General features: G+C 40.6%; 17 protein-coding genes. 1 reads left to right on the top strand and 16 read right to left on the bottom strand.

Annotation, left to right across the window (positions count from 1 at the left end):
• Window positions 1-36 precede the first annotated feature (36 nt).
• The 3 genes from Q0779_RS02065 to rfaH all read right to left on the bottom strand — a co-directional run bounded on the left by Q0779_RS02065 (window position 37) and on the right by rfaH (window position 4,597).
• Window positions 37-1,875, bottom strand: a complete 1,839-nt coding sequence (locus Q0779_RS02065; RefSeq protein ID WP_298768973.1) for a DUF885 family protein — start codon at window positions 1,873-1,875, stop codon at window positions 37-39.
• A gap of 69 nt (window positions 1,876-1,944) precedes the next feature.
• Complete coding sequence (locus tag Q0779_RS02060) at window positions 1,945-3,894, bottom strand: monovalent cation:proton antiporter-2 (CPA2) family protein (RefSeq protein ID WP_298768971.1); 1,950 nt, start codon at window positions 3,892-3,894, stop codon at window positions 1,945-1,947.
• A 175-nt stretch (window positions 3,895-4,069) separates the two neighbouring features.
• Entirely contained in the window at window positions 4,070-4,597 is a 528-nt protein-coding gene (gene rfaH, locus Q0779_RS02055; RefSeq protein WP_298768969.1) for a transcription/translation regulatory transformer protein RfaH, read from the bottom strand.
• A gap of 526 nt (window positions 4,598-5,123) precedes the next feature.
• On the opposite strand from rfaH, the gene Q0779_RS02050 reads away from it, so the two are divergent.
• Window positions 5,124-6,626: a peptide MFS transporter gene (locus tag Q0779_RS02050; protein WP_298768967.1), complete on the top strand. Its 1,503-nt coding sequence runs from the start codon at window positions 5,124-5,126 to the stop codon at window positions 6,624-6,626.
• A 144-nt stretch (window positions 6,627-6,770) separates the two neighbouring features.
• Here Q0779_RS02050 and Q0779_RS02045 read toward each other — a convergent pair whose 3' ends face one another.
• The 13 genes from Q0779_RS02045 to Q0779_RS01985 form a co-directional block, all read right to left on the bottom strand.
• A complete protein-coding gene (locus Q0779_RS02045; protein WP_298768965.1) occupies window positions 6,771-7,880 on the bottom strand; it encodes a response regulator in 1,110 nt (369 codons plus the stop codon).
• A gap of 159 nt (window positions 7,881-8,039) precedes the next feature.
• Window positions 8,040-8,816 (bottom strand): VacJ family lipoprotein, encoded by a 777-nt coding sequence (locus tag Q0779_RS02040; RefSeq protein ID WP_298768963.1) that lies wholly within the window; start codon window positions 8,814-8,816, stop codon window positions 8,040-8,042.
• Between the two features lie 431 nt (window positions 8,817-9,247).
• The gene (locus Q0779_RS02035; protein WP_298768962.1) at window positions 9,248-9,652 is read right to left on the bottom strand and encodes a DUF2802 domain-containing protein; all 405 of its coding nucleotides are present in this window, start codon (window positions 9,650-9,652) and stop codon (window positions 9,248-9,250) included.
• A gap of 164 nt (window positions 9,653-9,816) precedes the next feature.
• Window positions 9,817-10,308: a chemotaxis protein CheW gene (locus Q0779_RS02030; protein ID WP_298768960.1), complete on the bottom strand. Its 492-nt coding sequence runs from the start codon at window positions 10,306-10,308 to the stop codon at window positions 9,817-9,819.
• A gap of 7 nt (window positions 10,309-10,315) precedes the next feature.
• Window positions 10,316-11,230 carry a chemotaxis protein CheW gene (locus tag Q0779_RS02025; RefSeq protein WP_298768958.1) on the bottom strand — a complete coding sequence of 305 codons (915 nt, stop codon included), beginning with the start codon at window positions 11,228-11,230 and terminating at the stop codon, window positions 10,316-10,318.
• A complete protein-coding gene (locus tag Q0779_RS02020) occupies window positions 11,214-12,005 on the bottom strand; it encodes a ParA family protein (RefSeq protein ID WP_298768956.1) in 792 nt (263 codons plus the stop codon). The genes Q0779_RS02025 and Q0779_RS02020 overlap by 17 nt, the downstream gene beginning before the upstream one ends.
• Before the next feature lie 29 nt (window positions 12,006-12,034).
• Window positions 12,035-12,490, bottom strand: a complete 456-nt coding sequence (locus Q0779_RS02015) for a hypothetical protein (protein WP_298768954.1) — start codon at window positions 12,488-12,490, stop codon at window positions 12,035-12,037.
• Between the two features lie 46 nt (window positions 12,491-12,536).
• Window positions 12,537-13,706 (bottom strand): chemotaxis response regulator protein-glutamate methylesterase, encoded by a 1,170-nt coding sequence (locus Q0779_RS02010; RefSeq protein WP_298768951.1) that lies wholly within the window; start codon window positions 13,704-13,706, stop codon window positions 12,537-12,539.
• Window positions 13,707-13,809: 103 nt separating this feature from the next.
• Window positions 13,810-16,134, bottom strand: coding sequence for a chemotaxis protein CheA (locus Q0779_RS02005; RefSeq protein ID WP_298768948.1), 2,325 nt, complete (start codon window positions 16,132-16,134; stop codon window positions 13,810-13,812).
• Between the two features lie 142 nt (window positions 16,135-16,276).
• Complete coding sequence (locus tag Q0779_RS02000; RefSeq protein ID WP_298768946.1) at window positions 16,277-17,014, bottom strand: protein phosphatase CheZ; 738 nt, start codon at window positions 17,012-17,014, stop codon at window positions 16,277-16,279.
• 11 nt (window positions 17,015-17,025) lie between these two features.
• Window positions 17,026-17,409, bottom strand: coding sequence for a chemotaxis response regulator CheY (cheY, locus tag Q0779_RS01995; RefSeq protein WP_298768944.1), 384 nt, complete (start codon window positions 17,407-17,409; stop codon window positions 17,026-17,028).
• A gap of 39 nt (window positions 17,410-17,448) precedes the next feature.
• Complete coding sequence (locus Q0779_RS01990; RefSeq protein ID WP_298768942.1) at window positions 17,449-18,168, bottom strand: RNA polymerase sigma factor FliA; 720 nt, start codon at window positions 18,166-18,168, stop codon at window positions 17,449-17,451.
• Window positions 18,161-19,039 carry a MinD/ParA family protein gene (locus Q0779_RS01985; protein ID WP_298769258.1) on the bottom strand — a complete coding sequence of 293 codons (879 nt, stop codon included), beginning with the start codon at window positions 19,037-19,039 and terminating at the stop codon, window positions 18,161-18,163. The genes Q0779_RS01990 and Q0779_RS01985 overlap by 8 nt, the downstream gene beginning before the upstream one ends.
• Between the last annotated feature and the right edge of the window lies 1 nt (window position 19,040).

Raw genomic sequence — 19,040 nt, 5'->3', positions numbered from 1 at the left:
TTGATAACCCCTATTTAGTCAGTAAGAATTGACCGTTTATTGGATAATTCGTTTATCGACATTGGCCATAATATAATTATCCACGACCCGTTCTAAAATCGTTAACGGCATCGCCCCATTTTTTAATATGGCATTGTGAAATTCAATTAAACTAAAATCTTCCCCTAATGCTAATTTAGCCTTTTCTCTTAAGGATAAAATTTTCATCATACCAATTTTATAAGCCGTTGCCTGGCCCGGCATCACAATATAACGTTCAATTTCTGACACAACATCACTTTGAGGCATTCCAGTATGAGTCAACATGTATTGTATCGCCTCCTCCCTTGTCCAACGCTTATGATGGATCCCTGTATCTACCACTAAACGAACAGCCCTAAAAAGCTCAGCTTGTAATCGGCCAATATTATCAAAAGGATCGGCCTGATAACCGAGTTCCCACGCCACTTGCTCTGAGTACAATGCCCATCCTTCGGTATAAGCCACAAAAGGGGCCATTTTTCGAATAAAGGGCATATTTTCAAGTTCCATAGCAACTGAAAGTTGGAAATGATGACCTGGTACACCTTCATGATAAGCCAATGTTCTCATGCCAAATTTAGGTGTTGCTTTAATATCATAAAGATTAGCAAAAAAACGCCCTGGGCGGCTTCCATCAAGAGCAGGTTGCTCATAGTAAGCACCCGGCGCTGTTTTCTCTTTAAACTCTGGAATACGAACCACTTCGAGTGATGCTTCTGGGCGCACCGCAAATGCTAAATCTATCCCTTGGTTAATTTCAGTCAAAATGGTGTTATAATCTCGCAAAATTTGTGCTCGGCCCGCGTCACTGTCTTCATAATAAAACTCAGGTTGGTGAGTCAATGTTTCCATGGCTTGAGTAAACCCTTGAGAAACATCATAGCCTTGAGTCTCCAATATCGATAATATTTCCGATTGAATACGTTTAACATCATCTAAACCCAATTGATGTATATTTTCAGCGGTTAAATCCGTCGTCGTAAAAAATTTTAATGCCTGTTTATAAGCTTTATCACCATTGGGCAGATGCCAGAAACCCGCATCATCTCCCGCTTTATCTTTTAATTCAGAAAAATAATGAATGAACAAGTGATAAGCTGGATACACATTATCTTGGATGAGGACCCTGGCTGCGAGCAGAACGCGCTCTTTATCAGTCTTTGAAACATCGGCGAGTTTATCCATTCTTTCAATCAACCCAGTATAAAGAATATTCTCTTCCACCGGCGTTTCAACGAAAGCGTTCATTTCCGTTAGCACACGCTCAATCACAAACTTAGGTGGAATAATCCCTTTTTGTTCACGAAGTCTAAGACCTTCAAGATTTTGAGCAAATTTCACTTCCACTTTTTCTAAACGTGATAGATAGTAGTCAGCACCGAGTATGTCATTAATTGGGTGGGTTGACGCCATAAAACTAGGATAGCTATTTTGAACGCCGAACAATTGATTTACAGGATAATTATGATATCGATAGTCTTTACTTTCTTGAATAAAATCGAGTAAATAAAGCGATATGTCTTTAGATAATTGCTCATTTTGATCTAAGTAGGCATCATCATAACTCAATAACGTAACCTTTAAGTCATCTAACTGAGCCAATAATGCGTCCATTTCTTCTGGACTGTCATTATTGAGTTCACCATTGTGCGAAGTAAAACCGAATGACTCTAAAAAACCTAAAGATGTCAAAGTTTCGGGACTATCCAACACCACTTTCAATACACTCCTGTCGAGAAACACTCTAAACATAAAAGGTTTCTGGGCAAACCATTCATGTGCAGCAAAAGTCCCTATTAATAAAGTGATGAGCAATAAAATAACGCTTAAGCGTTTCCATGTTTTTTTTATCATTTCTTTCCCTGCGATTCATTATCCATAACTCAGCAAGATTAACACTTTACATACAAAAGTAAAAATGAGTTAGCCTTTTAATAGCCAATTCTCTGCGCGTTCAATACGTCGAGGTTTCCCGAGTAAGATCAGGATATCCCCAGATTTACACTCCCAGTCCTGTGGTGGGGATTCAATTTCTGCCCCCGAACGCCTTATTGCTCTTAACTCTATCCTGAGTTTTTTCCATGGGATCATCGCCAATGTTTTCCCTACAACAAAAGCACCTTGAGGCAAAGCCGTTGCATGCAGCCTTTCTAGGGTAAAATCTGTATCTCCGCCAGAGAAAAAGCCATGTAAGTATCGATAATGATGACGTCGTTCAAATTCCAGTCTTTTTAATATTCGACTCAAGGGAACACCAGACTGATAGAGTACTTGTGACACTAACATTAGGCTCCCCTCTAAAGTTTCAGGAATAACTTGGCTAGCGCCAGCTTTTTCTAATACTTCCATGTCAATATCATCACGGGTGCGAACTAAAATTTTGGCATGACTCGTTAACTGCCTGCATAAACACAACACATCTTCAACGGCCTTATTATCACCCAATGTGATCACAACCATTTTTGCTTCACTAATTTTAGCTTGCTTTAAAATGCTCCGCTGGCAGCCATCACCAAAATAGACAGGCTCACCAGCCGCTCTCGCCTCAGCAACCCGTTTAGGATCTAAATCCAATACTAGATACGGTATCGCTTCGACTTTCATAAAACGCGCTATCGTTTGACCGACTCGACCATAACCTAAGATCAGCACTAATTCACCTTGTGAATGTGGCGCTAACTGGCTTAGCTCAACATTTTCGCCCTTAAATTTCACTCCCTGGAACCTTTTTGCAATATTCATACTATTTTTAACGAGCCATGGTGCAAAAGCCATAGAAAGTACCGCCACCATGACAAAAATAGTACTGGTTTGATTATCAATTAACTGATAACTCACACCTAAAGATAAGATAACAAAACTAAATTCTCCCATTTGTGCCAACGTCAGTGCAGTGGAGAGTGAAATTCTAAATGATTCTTTAGTGGCTTTAAGAAGCAAGAAAATAATAAGACTTTTAACAAGTAACACGGTCACAAGTAATAATAAAATTTCCCACCAAAATTGCCTCACGATATGAAAATCTAACAGCATGCCAATGGAAATGAAAAACAAGCCCATGAGCAGATCCCTAAACGGGCGAATATCAGCTTCTAATTGCCTTTTATATTGACTTTCACCTAATAACATTCCAGCAATAAACGCCCCTAATGCCATCGATAGCCCAACCCATTGCGTGATCACGCCTGTCACTAATGCAACCACTAACGTGGACAAAACAAATAACTCGTTAGAGCGGGCTCTAGCCACTTCATCGAATAGTTTAGGTAATGTCCATTTACCCACTATCATTAACGCTAAAAAGACAGCAAGCCCCTCAAATAGGCTTATTCCTATGTCATACCATACAAAGGTTTGGGATTGTTCAGCAAGAAGAGGTAATAAAATAAGTAAGGGAACAACGGCAATATCTTGAAAAAGCAGCACACTGACTGACAACTCACCATGCCGGCGACGGATCCAACCTTGATCATTAAGCAATTTAAGCACTATTGCCGTCGATGATAGCGCAACAGCAGCTCCTACTACCAATGATGCCACCATACTTAAACCACAAAATAATGCCGCTACCATAGTAAAACACACTGTGACAATCAGTTGGGAAAAGCCTAATCCAAATACCTTTCGTCGCATGGCCCATAATCGAGGCAAAGAAAACTCCAAGCCCAAACTAAACATCAATAACACTATCCCGAGTTCAGCAACGGAATGAATTTCTTGTTGGCTAAACCAATTAAACCCACTCGGGCCACTTATTACACCTGTGAGCAAATAAGCCAGAATAGCGGGCAGCCCAGCTCGCCTGAGCATCGCAATTGCAATAATAGCGATCACTAACATAAAAAGAATTTGAATCAACAAGCCATGGCTCATAGAAGTTTTATGTCCCTAATATAAAGGAAAATGCTTGCGAACTGAGGCTCGTATAAGAAACGCAAACTATACAGCTAATATTATAGGGGTATCTAGATAAGACACAAAACAAATCGAGCCAAACTATCGACTCGCTCGTAATAAAAGCAATGAAATGTAATATGAAATCTGTTATTTAAGGTGAAACAACCTCTAAAGATTCCGTTCCCACAAGTATACGTTGTTGTTTTCCCATTAATTCAAATAAAATATGACAACGTTTATCACCACTTTTTTCGGAAAAAATACCTTCTAAATCAACAAAAGGACCTTGAGTAAAACGGACTTTGTCACCAGGGCTAAACCTATTAGCCAATGTCGCCTCTCCCTCAATGTTATTTTTCACTGCGGCGAGTATACTCGCTTCTCTTTTTCGAATGGCATCAATAATACTGTCATGAATAGGCGTCATAATTTCTTTGCAGCCAACGATCCGCACGACTCCACGAGTCGAATGAATACGACTGACACTGGTTTCTAATGGGTCAAAATAAATAAAGACATAGCTTGGAAATAAATGTGTTTTTTTTATCGTTGATTCCCCTTTAAGCGTCACTTTTTTTGACAAGGTCGGCAGATACGTTTCAATGCCTTGCATCGCTAAATTTTGCTGCGCTCTGACCTCGCCCCGTGGCTTACAATACAAAAGATACCAAGCCTTCATGTTATATTTTTAATTCCTTATTAAATAAATTGAGATACACCCAATCTCATGGGCGCATAATAGCAAATCTCGACAAATAATCATGGTGAGTTTAGCGAAAAACCTACCCTCATACCTTCAACTGATTACTAATCAACCAAGACGCTCAAATCCTCCGTCAAAAAACTCAACCTCTATGTTCAGAACCAAGAAACTAAAATAGTACTAACACGAGCCCTATTTTAGAAACAAGCAGTTCAACAAGGCTTTTCTGCTCAGATAATCAGCAAATACACCCGTATCATTGACTTTAGTCCCATTAAAAGGGTATATATTGTTAGCTTTTTAGCATTTAGCTCTATTTTATGAGTCATTAAGAAAACATTTAATAAACATAAAAACAAATAATCAGTTATGCACTCACAATTTTTTTGAATAAATTTAACAAAAAAGCATATCTGTCATTAATAGCATTCATGCATAAAACAAGTTTCTCTGCTTGTTCAAAAACAAGGCGAGAAATCATCAGCTGAAGGTGGGGATCTACATGAGCGGAGTAAAGTCTCAAGGAACAATATTTGGACATCCAAAAGGATTGTTCTTATTGTTTACAACAGAATTATGGGAACGGTTTAGTTACTATGCCATGCGCGCTATTTTAGTGCTATATCTGGTCGATAAAGTACAAGATGAAGGTGGAGGATTAGGTTGGAGTAGCGCAGATGCATTATCACTGTACGGCACTTTCACCGGTTTAGTGTATTTAACACCTCTAATCGGTGGTTGGTTAGCAGACAATATTTTAGGACAGAGAAAAGCCATTTATATTGGTGGCGCCTTAATGGCCATAGGTCAATTCATCCTTGCCGCTCCTCATCAATGGAGTGCGGGCATTGAAACCACTATTTTCTATGTCGGTCTGTTTACACTCATCATTGGTAATGGTTTATTTAAACCCAATATTTCTACTATGGTGGGGGATCTTTATCAAGAAGGCGATCACCGCAGAGACGGTGCATTTACTATTTTCTACATGGGTATCAATTTAGGTGCAGCCTTGTCAGGTTTCCTTGTGGCTTGGGCTTATACTCATTTTGGCCATACTATCGTCATCGATGATGAGAGTGTGTTCATTAATAACTGGCAAGCAGGCTTCTTTTTTGCGGGTATTGGTATGATAGTATCGTTAATCATCCAATTTTTATTCGCTCAAAAACTATTAGGTGATATCGGTACCGTTCCTGCAGCAAAGCTTGAAAAACAAAAAGCGCTTGATAAAGGCAATGTCCGTAAAGAACCGTTAACGAAGATAGAACGTGATCGTATAAAAGTCATTATGGTCATGGGCTTATTTACGATTGTATTCTGGGCAGGTTTCGAGCAAGCAGGCGGGTTGATGAACTTGTTCACTAATGAATTTACCAATCGTTTTGTGGGCAGTTTTGAAGTCCCTACCACTTGGTTTCAATCATTAAATGCTATTTTTATTGTGGTGTTCGCTCCTGTCATCGCCTCAATTTGGGTTCGTCTAGGTAAAAATGAACCCAACTCCCCCATTAAATTTGCACTTGGACTTGTATTACTTGGAATTGGTTTCCTATTCATGATCGGTGCCGTAATGGAAATGGGTGGAGATGCCAGTGCTAAATCAAGTATGTGGTGGTTAGTTGGTGCTTACTTCTTCCATACCATGGGAGAGTTATGTCTATCACCTATTGGTTTATCAATGGTGACTAAATTAGCACCGCTGCGTATCGCATCATTAATGATGGGTGCTTGGTTCCTCTTTATTGCTGCGGCCAATAAAATTGGCGGGATCATAGGCTCTTTCATTGGTCACGGTGGTCCAAAAGAAGAGCAGTTAGCTAACGCCATGTCTATTTTTGCGGGTATAGGGATTACTGCAGCTCTTTCTGCAATCATCCTTTACTTAATGGCTGATAAACTTGTGGATTGGATGCATGGCGCTGAAGGCCATGCTCATGGTGAGGCAGAGCATTTAGCAGAAGAAATTGCTGTTACCGCTGAACACGAAGCCATCAAGCCATGATAAGTTGATGTGAGATAAACAAGGCGTCTCTATGTGAGGCGCTTTTTTATTGCCCTATGTATAAAGTAAAATACTGTTTACATTGCACAATTGAATGCTCCTAAAAGCTAGTCCCCTCAATTGATATGATAGATTGAATTGTTATTATTGAACCAAAGTAAACTGAATATAACCCCCCGCGGGCAGAGAATCATCTGAGACCAAACCATGAAATGCCCCATCCAATAAGCGTTTTTTATACTCTCCTTGATGAGTGGCAATACATAGCCTTTCATTGTCAAGTAATTGCCTATTATGAATGCTCGGTTGTCCCCAATTCAGCACACCCAATTGAAGTGTATCGGGTAACGCAATGGGTGTTAAATCTTCCTCATTGCGTAAATAGCAACGTAAAGCGTTACCCGATTGAGCAATAGCAACATGTCTATCGGCTAATGTAATGATGATATAGGCCATATCAACATAAATATCTAAGCCCGACTGACTCATACGCTCATTCAGATAAGTTAACATACCTTTAGGCTTAATTAACGTGTCAGATAATTGATTTCGATAGCGTTTAAGCTTGAAATTAACGAAACTCTTTAATAATACGCTAGCGAAGGCCACACGATTATCTTGAGGATGAAATTGTGCCATGTAAATCATGATATGCTTATCATCGACCAAAGCAGTATCAATAAAATGCGGACTAAGTCCTACCCCTGTAAAAAGACTATATTCAATCAAACCTTGGTGATAACGCACTGGAGACGGAGGTAACAGTTGCTGTTGTACTGTTTTAGCGGCTTGCTTATCTTGCTCAAGCAAATGTAGATGTTGTTGTAGCTCTAAATAAGATAATTCTTCAACATTATCTAACTGAAATGATGTTTCAACATCCATATTTAAACATTCATGGATAGCATTCTCGATCAAATAAAGATCTGAAATAGGCTTAACTAAATAATCAGATGCACCGTGCCTTAACGCCTCCAGTACATCAGACATCACAGGACTACCAGACATGACTATTGACGGAATATCGGGATAATCTTTAGCACAACGCTTTAACATCGCCAAACCGCCTAAATTTGGCATACTCAAATCAGCAATAATCATATCAAAGCGATATTGAGCAAGATAAGATAATCCTGCTTCACCGTCTTTAGCTTCAAAAACTTGTGCGCCTCGAGACTCTAGAAATGAAGTCACTAGGCGACGAAAAACGGGATCATCCTCAACAAATAAAATTGATAAATTCTTTAACGTCATTGCGACTCCTCAACACACAACATGAGCTTAATCAAGTTCATGGGTATTTAGTTACTGCGACGCAAATCATCATTTCCTGAATAAAATATCACTCGCTCCTTGCCTGTTTGCAAATGACTCACGAAGACATGAGAGATAGTGAAATCAGCAATCCAACGATTAATCAAGTTCCTGCATGTAATCATCAAGTAACGCATCATCATTGGCCTTTTGCGGCACGTCACCATCATAAACCTTGTAATCGACATATTGAAAATAGGCATCTTTAACAAAGGTATAAGGGTCGAGTGCATTATCAACTAATCTTTCTTGATCGATCACTGCAGTCCGTTTGCTGATCCCTTCGATCCCCCACTTTAAAAACTTTTGCCAGAGAGTAAACTCTGTCATTGGAAAGTATAGACTATCTACCCAATCAAATGCGATTTCTCGAGTAATATAAGGGCCAAGAAAAGGCGCCATAAAATAGGGGCCATCGGGTACACCATAATATCCCATCACTTCACTTAACGTATCTTGCTTTCTTGGCATACCCATTTTATCAGCAACATCAAAAACACCAAAAATACCTAATGTCGAATTCACAGTAAAGCGACCCGCCGCATTGGCTGCCCACATCCATTTTCCTTGCAAAGTATTATTGACCACGCTGCTTGGTTCATCGAGGTTAAGCACAACATTATAGATCCCAGTTCTTACGGGTCTAGGAATATAATCTTGGTAACTATGAACAATGGGGCGATAAATATATTTATCGAGATACAGGTAGTTAAAGTCCCACATTGCCCTGTTAAACCCTTCAATGGGATCACGTGGATCATTATAGGTCACTGTCACGTCTTTACTCTCATCTGCTTTTGACTCTTCGGCCAAAATTGAAGGGGAAAATGCAGTTAGAGAAAATCCCACAGTCAGAGCAATCCATTTAAACGTCATATTCTTCTCTTTTATAAAACAATGTAATGAAAGTTATTTGCCCCGTAATACCGAAAAACGGTACTGTCTTCTTTGATAAATCAAGATATCCTTATCAATCACATCAATAGACTACCACTATCAAAGAATAGCAAATAAAGTAAGCTTTTAATTATTAACTCGAAAGGCCAATCAAAGAAGTCTCACTCTAGGAAACACCTTTTAGGATCATTTTAACCGATATCGTTCAAAAATATCACTGTCAAACACCCATTATAAAGTAATAACAAATATCAAATGGCAAATAGTGCGCATCAATCCTAAAATACCTACCAAGATTAATCATCCAAATTTACATAGCATTAAACACTCACTAGAACCGTTCTGGGTTGATGAGGCCTTCACTCAAACAGCACCAACAAAGTCATTAAGACTTGTAACCTAAACGACATTTACGTTTTCCCATGTAAACGTAACAACAACTCAGCTTCTGCTTTAGGGAGCTCACATTCTTGAATAAGCTCTTCAACATCCGCCCCTAAGCTCACCATCTTCATCGCTCTGGAATAAAGTTTTGCTTGAGGATCTTGTAAATGAGTCTCATCAATTTTGGCATCTTGTTTTTTCAACGTTTTCTCAAACTCAAGTACTCGGCGCCCCACCCCAATTGTACCGCTACGAAGTTCTTGCAATTCACGTTTGAAATGGACATTTTGCTCATTCATCTCATCAAGGCATTCACTGAGATCATCAATATCAACACTCAATTGATTAATACGCTGTTGTAAATATAAGACTAAACCTAAACAGGCAACAATAAACACCAATGTAGCGGCAATCAACACTTCATCTGTCACTCTGTTTTCCTCTAGAATGCAATAACAGGAATCTTAATGAAAAATTGCCATAAATTACACTCTCTCTATTTTATTTAAAGTTTTAAGCCATTAATGTAAAAACAAAAAGTGACTTAATCAATATTTCGTCACTTTCATATCCCACAATTTGACTCGATAATGCCTTATAGCTGAGATAATTCCATCCACTCTTCATCGGTGAGGAGCTTATCTAAATCGATTAAAATTAACAATTCATTCTCCCTATTGCTCACACCTTGAATAAACTTCGCGCTATCATCTGTACCGACATTAGGCGTATTGTCAATTTCCGATCGGCGTAAATAAACCACCTCAGCCACACTATCAACTAAGATACCCATCACTTGCTTTTCGACTTCAATAATTACAATTCGCGTCGAATCATTCACATCCGACTCAGGCAAACCAAAGCGGCATCGAGTGTCTATGACGGTGACCACATTCCCCCTCAAATTAATGATCCCTAAAACATAATGCGGCGAGCCTGGCACAGGTGCGATTTCAGAGTAGCGTAATACTTCTTGTACTTGCATCACATTGATGCCATAAGTTTCGTCATCTAACTTAAAAGTCACCCATTGTAAAACGGCATCTTCTTTTTCTGCTGCCATAGCAACACTGTTTGAACTATTCATATTGACCTCAATTGCTTCCCTGACAGCTTAACCCTTGATTTAACATTCGAATAAACATTTGCACATCTAAAATTATACACATTTGTTGTTTTACAATGCCCGCCAGCCAAGGTCTTTTCCCCGAACGTTTACGCCATTGCACATCAGACTTTGCTAACTGCCCCGTTTTAACCACACGATGAAAAGCCAATCCCCACTGGCTTTTTCCTAACAAGGCTATATATTTGTATTCAATCGGTTGCTTTAATAGCACCCTTTTCTCAGGCATCACCCAGGCGCACGTATCCACAAGATTAACTTGTGATCCTCGATGAGCTTGCGACCCTAAATACCAATGAGGGGAGCCCACAATGCTTTTGATACGATTAATATTAATAATGCCACCTAGCTCCAATAAAGGCACTGCCAAGATTAACCCAGAAAGTTCAAAAAACAAGACTTGAAAGACCTCATCTAGCTGTTCGTGTAAAAAAACAACATTTTGATTTTTCTCATTAGATAATCGATCTTTTTCTTGGCTATCTTGGTTCTTTTCAGTCTGAATGAGTATCTCAGAATGCCTGCTCACATCGGCTTGCCCAACATCAATCTCATCTGAAATATCGACTGATGACATATTTTCTTTAGAAAGGAGCGTCGGTTTTTGTGAAACACCTTCTTTTAGGAGGGACGAAACAGAATCATCTCCCTCGATTTTTGACTTCAGCCCATATGCCCCCACAGGAGACAAAAGCATCGACAACTTTTTTCTATTGACATGATTAGACTCTTCTTCAACAAAAAGAGAATGCCTTTCATTTATGTCCTGTTTCGTTGGCATTTTGCAAAACGGTACCGACTTTACAGCTTGTTTCTCTTCTCGCTTATCTTTTAATAGCGTCGAAAAAAAATCAAATATCGCGTCATCATTCAAGTTTGACATGACGTTTCTCCTGAGACAGTAGAAAACCCAACAGCTTGTCATAAGCTCTGGCACCTCGGCTACGATATGCAAAATGAGAAAGGGGAAAGTGGGCCAAACTGGCTTGTTTAAATTTAACATCAACAGGAATAACATTTGGCCAAATATGCGACGCATATTCTAGCGTTAAATGTTTAAGGACCTTCGCAGAGCCATGGCTTTTTTTATCAAATAAGGTTGGGATCACAGAAAAATGATACTTCATTTGCTTTGACCGACCCATTAACAATAAAGTTTTCACCATACGGTCTAACCCTTTCAATGCTAAATATTCTGTTTGAACAGGAATAAGCACATGCTCACTGGCAGCCAAAGCATTCACCATTAAAACCCCTAAAACAGGTGGGCAATCAATCAATACCACATCATAATCTTGCTCAACCAATAACAATATTTTCTTTAGCACTAGCCCCATGCCCTCATGATGGCCCAATTGCCTATCTAGTGTGGCTAGCGCCATAGTCGCAGGTAGCAACTCAATTTGAGGAACACTGGTCGGAATAATATGAGTACGAATCTGCTCAATCGTCAATGATTGATGCGCAATAAACAATGAATATAGCGATCCTGGCAACTCATCTTGATCCATTCCAAAATAGTAACCTAAAGAAGCATGGGGATCCGTGTCAACAACCAGGACCTTTTTCCCTCTTTTAGCCAGGGCTCCCGCTAAGCTCGCTACCGTTGTTGTTTTTCCTACTCCTCCTTTTTGATTAGCAACCGTCCACACTTTCATCACTTTTTCCCTTTAATACAGACGCCCCATTAACGAGTCGTGATCCTTATACCGCCATGAGGCAAAGCAATGGTTTTAATGCCTTCGGCCGATTCGGCTATCATTTTTTCTTCCACCATCAATCGACGCTTTTTATCTTCACTGGGCAAAAACTCACCTTGTGCCAACCTATCTTGTTTTAGCGCATTATTTTGAATGCTGATTAAGCCATTATCAGATCTAAGCCTAGATTGGCGACTAGCGACCCCCACCTGACTTTGAACCGACTCAATTAAACCTGCGACATATTCAGGATGACTATTCATCCAATTGACAATAATGGGTGCTTGCTCAGTGGACACACTCAATATCACCTGACTGTTTTTCAACCGTTGAACATCTTGCTTTAGTTGAGTATTTTTCTGCCAAGAGTCAAAATATAACCCTCCCAAAGTCACTGACGTCACTGAAAGTAAAAAAGTCAACAAAGCCGTCGATAAACTCATAAGTATGGGGATAACCTTAAAACCAATACCAGCTTCTTTTTCGCCATTAGCTCACACCTGTTTCACATAAAATGGCGGCAGCCATATCTTCTATCGCTAATATTTTTGTCGCGAGCCCAGCTTTGACAACGGCTTGAGGCATACCATAAACCACACAACTGGCTTCATTTTGAGCCCAAATTGTCGCACCAGTGTGTTTTAACATACGTGCACCTTCACGTCCGTCAGCCCCCATCCCAGTTAACACAATGGCTAACGTTTTATCAGCCATCACTTTCGAGGCCGACGCAAAACTAATATCGACACTCGGCTTATAATTTAATTCAGGCTTGCCAATATGTAGCTTGATTCGGCCAAAAGGCCCACCTTTATCAAGCATCATTTGCAGGCCGCCGGGTGCTAAATAAGCACACCCCGGCCTTAATAACTCTTCATTTTCTGCTTGTTTAACCTCAATATGACACAGACTATTAAGACGACTTGCAAACGCAGGCGTAAAAGCAGCAGGCATGTGCTGAACAAGTAAAATAGGATAAGGGTAATCAGCAGGAAAGGGAGTTAACACCTTTTGTAAAGCAACAGGCCCCCCTGTCGATGTGCCAATAATCACCAGTTTATAAGTTTTACCGCTGGCCCTTTTAACACGTCCTGAACTGTCTGACTCTTTTCTTTCACGCTGGGGCTGATGAGGCTTTATTGAAGTCGTTAACGAATCTTCCTCAATAGTGACATTGCTTGAACTCACCTTATTAAGCTGGCTCTTGGCTCTTTCTTTCAATAAGGCACGGCCTGAGTAAGCTTGATTACTACCCAATAATCGTCGTCGACCTAACGCTTTTATTTTCTGCTGTAATACGCTAATTGCACTGGCTTTATTGGTCGCGATATCTTCAAAGCGTTTCGGTAAAAAGTCCAATGCTCCCGCATCAAGTGCATCTAATGTCGCACTCGCCCCCGCATGAGTCAGTGACGAAAACATTAAAATGGGAATAGGTGAAGCAGCCATGATAGCTTTTACGGCACTAATACCATCCATGATTGGCATCTCAATATCCATGGTGATCACTTGAGGCCTTAAACGCGCAGCCATTTCTATCGCTTCTTGTCCATTAACAGCAGTCCCAATCACTTCAAGATCAGGATCTTGATTGATCATTTCACTGACTCGGCGACGAAAGAAGCTCGAATCATCAACTACTAGTACTTTTATGCCCATTAACTTCCCTACGCACTTATTAAAACGAACACATTACCTTGAACAAAAGGCCTGATTCAGTAGCATGCAACACATTTACTGACAACAAGTTTGAAGCAATTCGTTACTTTACATAATGTTTTAAAAGTCCTGGCACATCCAATATCAATGCAATTCCACCATCTGAGGTAATCGTCGCACCAGCCATGCCTGCCGTACCATGTAATAATGCCCCTAAAGGTTTAATGACCACCTCTTCTTGTCCTATTAAGGCATCGACAACAAAACCAATTTGCTGTGTTCCCAATTGCACTACAACCACATGCCCATGGCGCTCTGCATTTTTCTTTGCGGCAAAGCCACCCATTTGTCGGCTTAGCCAATGCTCTAAATAAAACAATGGCACCGCTTTATTTCTCACTATAACGGTAAGCTGCCCATTGACCATATTGGTTTTCGTTAAATCTAAATTGAAAATCTCATTCACACTCGATAATGGCAGCGCAAACACTTGTGTCGCCACCTCAACCATCAAGGTCGGCATAATCGCTAAGGTTAATGGCACCTTTATCTCTAATCGTGTGCCTTGCCCCTTAAATGAATCAATATGTACAGTGCCATTAAGTTGAGCAATGCGAGTTTTCACCACATCCATTCCCACACCGCGGCCAGAAATATCAGATATCTCAGCTTTCGTTGAAAAACCAGGTGCAAAAATGAGATTATACGCTTCTTGATCGGACATTCTCGAAGCAGTATCGATATCTATCACACCTCGATTAACGGCAATTTTTTTCAATTTTTCTGGGTCCATTCCAGCCCCATCATCTTCTATTTTTAATAGAATATGATCGCCTTCCTGACTCGCTGATAAGGTGATTTTACCTGTACGACTTTTTCCATTGGCTTCACGAATATTTGGCATTTCAATACCATGATCCACAGAATTTCGCACTAAATGCACTAAGGGATCGGCAAGCGCTTCAACTAAGTTCTTATCTAAATCCGTTTCTTCCCCTATCATCAATAGTTCGATATCTTTATTGAGGCTACGCGCTAAATCTCTCACGACACGGGGAAAGCGGCCAAAAACTTTCTTTATCGGCTGCATACGAGTCTTCATGACAGCACCTTGCAAATCTGCTGTCACCAAATCTAAATTAGCCAATGCCTTAGACATATCCTCGTCATCACGAGCCACTCCTAAACTCAGCAAACGGTTTCTTACCAATACCAGCTCACCCACCATATTCATGATCTGATCTAAACGAGCCGTATCGACCCGTACTGTGGTTTCTGTTTGGGGCGAATTGGTTTTCGACACAGCTTTAGCCACAGGTTTACGTTGCTCACTCTTGAGTGGTCCTTTGTTATGACCCACAATAGCCGAGGGCTCAATCTTTATTTCATCGGACACACTAAGTGGTATTTCACCTTTAGGGCCTTTACCCGTACCATGTAATTCATCCAGTAAACGTTCAAATTCATCATCAGTGATCTTGTCTGACACTTTGGCAATGCCGCCTAATGCATCATTCACAGAAACCGTTTGACCCTTACCCTGTAATTCATCACCTTTAAGTGAACGTTCAAATTCATCATCAGTGATCTTGTCTGACACTTTGGCATTGTCGCCTAATGCATCATTCACAGAAACCGTCGCTGTCGGCTCAAGTTCGGCCGCCTTAAATTGACCATTACCGTGTAATTCATCAAGTAAAGCTTCGAATTCATCATCAGTAATATCATCACTGGTAAGGCTAGGTTCGAGTATTTCTTGACTGGCTTCTTGTATTAATTCTGCTTCAATCAGTTTTGCAGGCGTAAGCTCTTGAGTAAAAGATTGCACATCAGATGAAGGTCCATTACCATGCAGCGCATCGAGCAATGCTTCAAACTCAGCTTGATCAATATCATCGATGCTCGTGCCTACGTTTTCTGCTCCCCTCTTGTTTTGCTCTTCAAGCGTTAATGACTCTGAATGTGTTACCGCATTCTCTTTTGTGTGAGTTATTTGCGGATTAACACTGTCACTTTCCTCGTCCATAGCTTGTTGAGACTCAGCGCTACTCAACCTTTTAAGTTGTGATAATAAATAAGGGTCGGCAGGCACTTGTTCATACCCAGCCTGGGTTTGAGCAAACATGGCATTAATCGCATCAATGGCCTGCAAAATCGTATCCATTAACTCGGCGGTCACTTGCCGTTGCCCAGTTCGCAATAAATCAAAGGTATTTTCAGCCTCATGGCATACATCAACCATCGGACCCAAACTTAAAAAACCAGCCCCGCCTTTAACCGTGTGAAACCCTCTAAAAATGGCATTGAGTAAATCGGTATCGTCGGGATCATTTTCAAGCGCAACCAACTGCTCTTGTAATAATTCGATAATTTCACCTGCCTCGATTAAAAAATCTTGCAGTATCTCTTCATCAACATCAAAGGACATCCTTTCGACCTCTCCCTTAGAAACCTAAAACAAACATTGCGTTGCTCGACTATTTATCAACACCAACAATCCCCTAATCACCACGTTACCTGTCTCATCTGAACAGCACATCATTAGGCAATCCAAAATAAAGACCCGCAGTTCAGAAACCTAAACTGGATAATAAATCATCCACTTCATCTTGATCTGTGACCACATCTTGGCGGCTTTGCGCATTAATGATCGGCCCTTCTGCTTCCACTTTTTTCTTATCATTATTCAATTGATTATTAATTGGTGTATCACAAAAAACCGTAAGCAATGACACTAAGCTGGATTCCACTTCTTTGACAAGTTCGATCACTCTGCGGATCATTTGCCCGGTTAAATCTTGAAAGTCTTGTGCCAATAATATTTCATTCAATAGTGATTTTAACTGCTGAGAATCCATGTCACTGCCATCAATAAAACCTTGAATTTCATGGCACAAAGTCTTAAAGTCCCGCAACTCAATTTCACGACACATGAGCTTGTCCCATGATGGGCGAATAGAAGCGATATTTCTGCTCAATGTTGCAGCTAATGGTAAACATCCCTCGACCGCATCCATGGTTTTATTTGCCGCTTGCTCAGTCATATCGATGACATAATTTAAGCGCTCTTTAGCATCTGGAATATCGGTATTGGCCAATTCAATTAAGCGATCATCAACTTGAAAATCCACTATGGCGTCATGAAGCTGGCGTGTTAGCCGACCCACTTCATCAAAAAGATCTTTTTGTAACGGACTTGCAATCAATTTTATCAACTCATCAGCACTCGCTTGATCGCCCGCAGAAAGGTACTCTACTAGTTGTTCAGCTTGCGCTAGATTAATGAGTGGTGAAATTTGTGCTTCCATAGGCACCTGCTTTACGCTAATCGTTCAAAGATTTTATCTAGCTTTTCTTTTAGCGTAGCCGCCGTAAAGGGCTTCACCACATAACCGTTCACACCTGCTTGCGCTGCCGCAATAATTTGCTCGCGTTTAGCCTCAGCAGTCACCATAAGAACCGGAAGGTGTTTTAAGCTATCATCAGCGCGAATCGCCTTCAATAAATCAATGCCTTGCATTCCTGGCATATTCCAGTCGGTTACGACAAAATCAAAATCGCCTTTTTGTAACATAGGCAGAGCTGTTGAACCGTCATCGGCTTCTTGAGTATTATTAAAGCCTAAGTCTCTCAACAAGTTCTTAATGATACGTCTCATTGTTGAAAAGTCATCAACAACCAGAATCTTCATATTCTTGTCCAAGGTATCCTCCGCGGATTTATTTTTTACTTATTAAAATTATTATGTATGTGTCCAATGCTTAAGCTTACCTTTTAATCTCAGCATCGCTTGACTGTGTATCTGGCTCACTCTCGACTCACTGACATCGAGAATGGCACCAATTTCTTTCAAATTTAACGCTTCGTCATAATATAATGACAGTACTAAGGCGTCTTTTTCAGGTAATTGTTTAATGCCCTCGACTAAAGCACTATGAAACTGAACATTCGCAAGAGATTCAAAGGTATCATCACTCTGGTTCTGGTTCATTTCAAGTGCATCTACTGTCACACCTAAATCTTCAACCCCAACCACTTTTCCTACTGTGATATCATTTAAAATACGATGATAATCCACTAATGACAGATCAAGACGATCGGCAATTTCTTGGTCTTTTGCATCTCGCCCCAAAACTTGTTCTAATTCATCAATCACTTGAGCAACTCGGCGCTGATTGCGATGCACTGAGCGCGGGACCCAATCCCCTCGGCGAATTTCATCAAGCATTGAGCCTCGAATACGAATACCTGCAAACGTTTCAAATTTAGCCCCTTTGCTTCCATCAAAATTTGCTGAAGCTTCCAGTAATCCCATCATGCCGGCTTGCAATAAATCATCCAACTGCACCGAAGCGGGCAAACGCGCTAATAGGTGATGGGCAATTTTTTTAACCAACGGGGCATACTCTTCTACGATAGTGCTTCTATTATCAAAACGAGTATACGCTGCGGCTTTATTCACCTTCATCATCCTTATAACTAGGGCGCTGAACTAAACGCTCAACAAAAAACTCTAAATGTCCACCAGGTTGCTGAGGAATAGGCCAACTGATCATCTTATTCGCCAAACCATGATAGGCGATTGAAGCGGGTGATTTAGGAAAAGCCTCTACAATCAATTTCTGTTTACGTACCGACTTCCTCAAATTTTCATCAAAAGGAACGGTCGCAACCAGTTCTAATGCCACATCCAAAAAGCGATCGGTAACTTTACTTAACTTAGCGAATAGCTCCATCCCCTCGCGCAAACTGCGAACCATGTTGGCAACGATTTTAAAGCGAAAAACCCCGTGCTCTCTGCTTAAAATCTTAATCAACGCATACGCATCGGTAATGGATGTTGGCTCATCACACACCACTATCACTACATCCTGTGAGGCTCTTGAAAAACTCAGCACCATATCAGATATCCCCGCCGCGGTATCCACGATGAGCATATCAAACTGAGTTCGCATCTCACTAAAAGCCCGAATTAATCCAGCATGCTGTGCTGGACTCAATTCCACCATAGATTGTGTACCAGATGTAGCCGGAATAATGCCAACCCCTTTAGGCCCCCGTAAAATAATGTCATCAAGCTCGGCTTCTCCCGATAAAACATGGGATAAATTCAAATCTGAGCGTAATCCCAACATCACATCAACATTGGCTAACCCCAGATCGGCATCTAATACCAAAACACGTTTGCCTTTTTCCGCTAACGCCACCGCAGTATTGATTGAGACACTGGTTTTACCGACGCCACCTTTCCCCCCTGAAACAGCGATGACTTTCACTTTTTCACTCGTTTGTTGATTCATCATACGTAAACCGCTTGCTTGATCCGGACTCATG

The organism is uncultured Shewanella sp. (assembly GCF_947491715.1).
Classification (GTDB): domain Bacteria; phylum Pseudomonadota; class Gammaproteobacteria; order Enterobacterales; family Shewanellaceae; genus Shewanella.
Note: the sequence above shows the minus strand (reverse complement) of the source record. Positions and strands in the feature narration are given on the sequence as shown.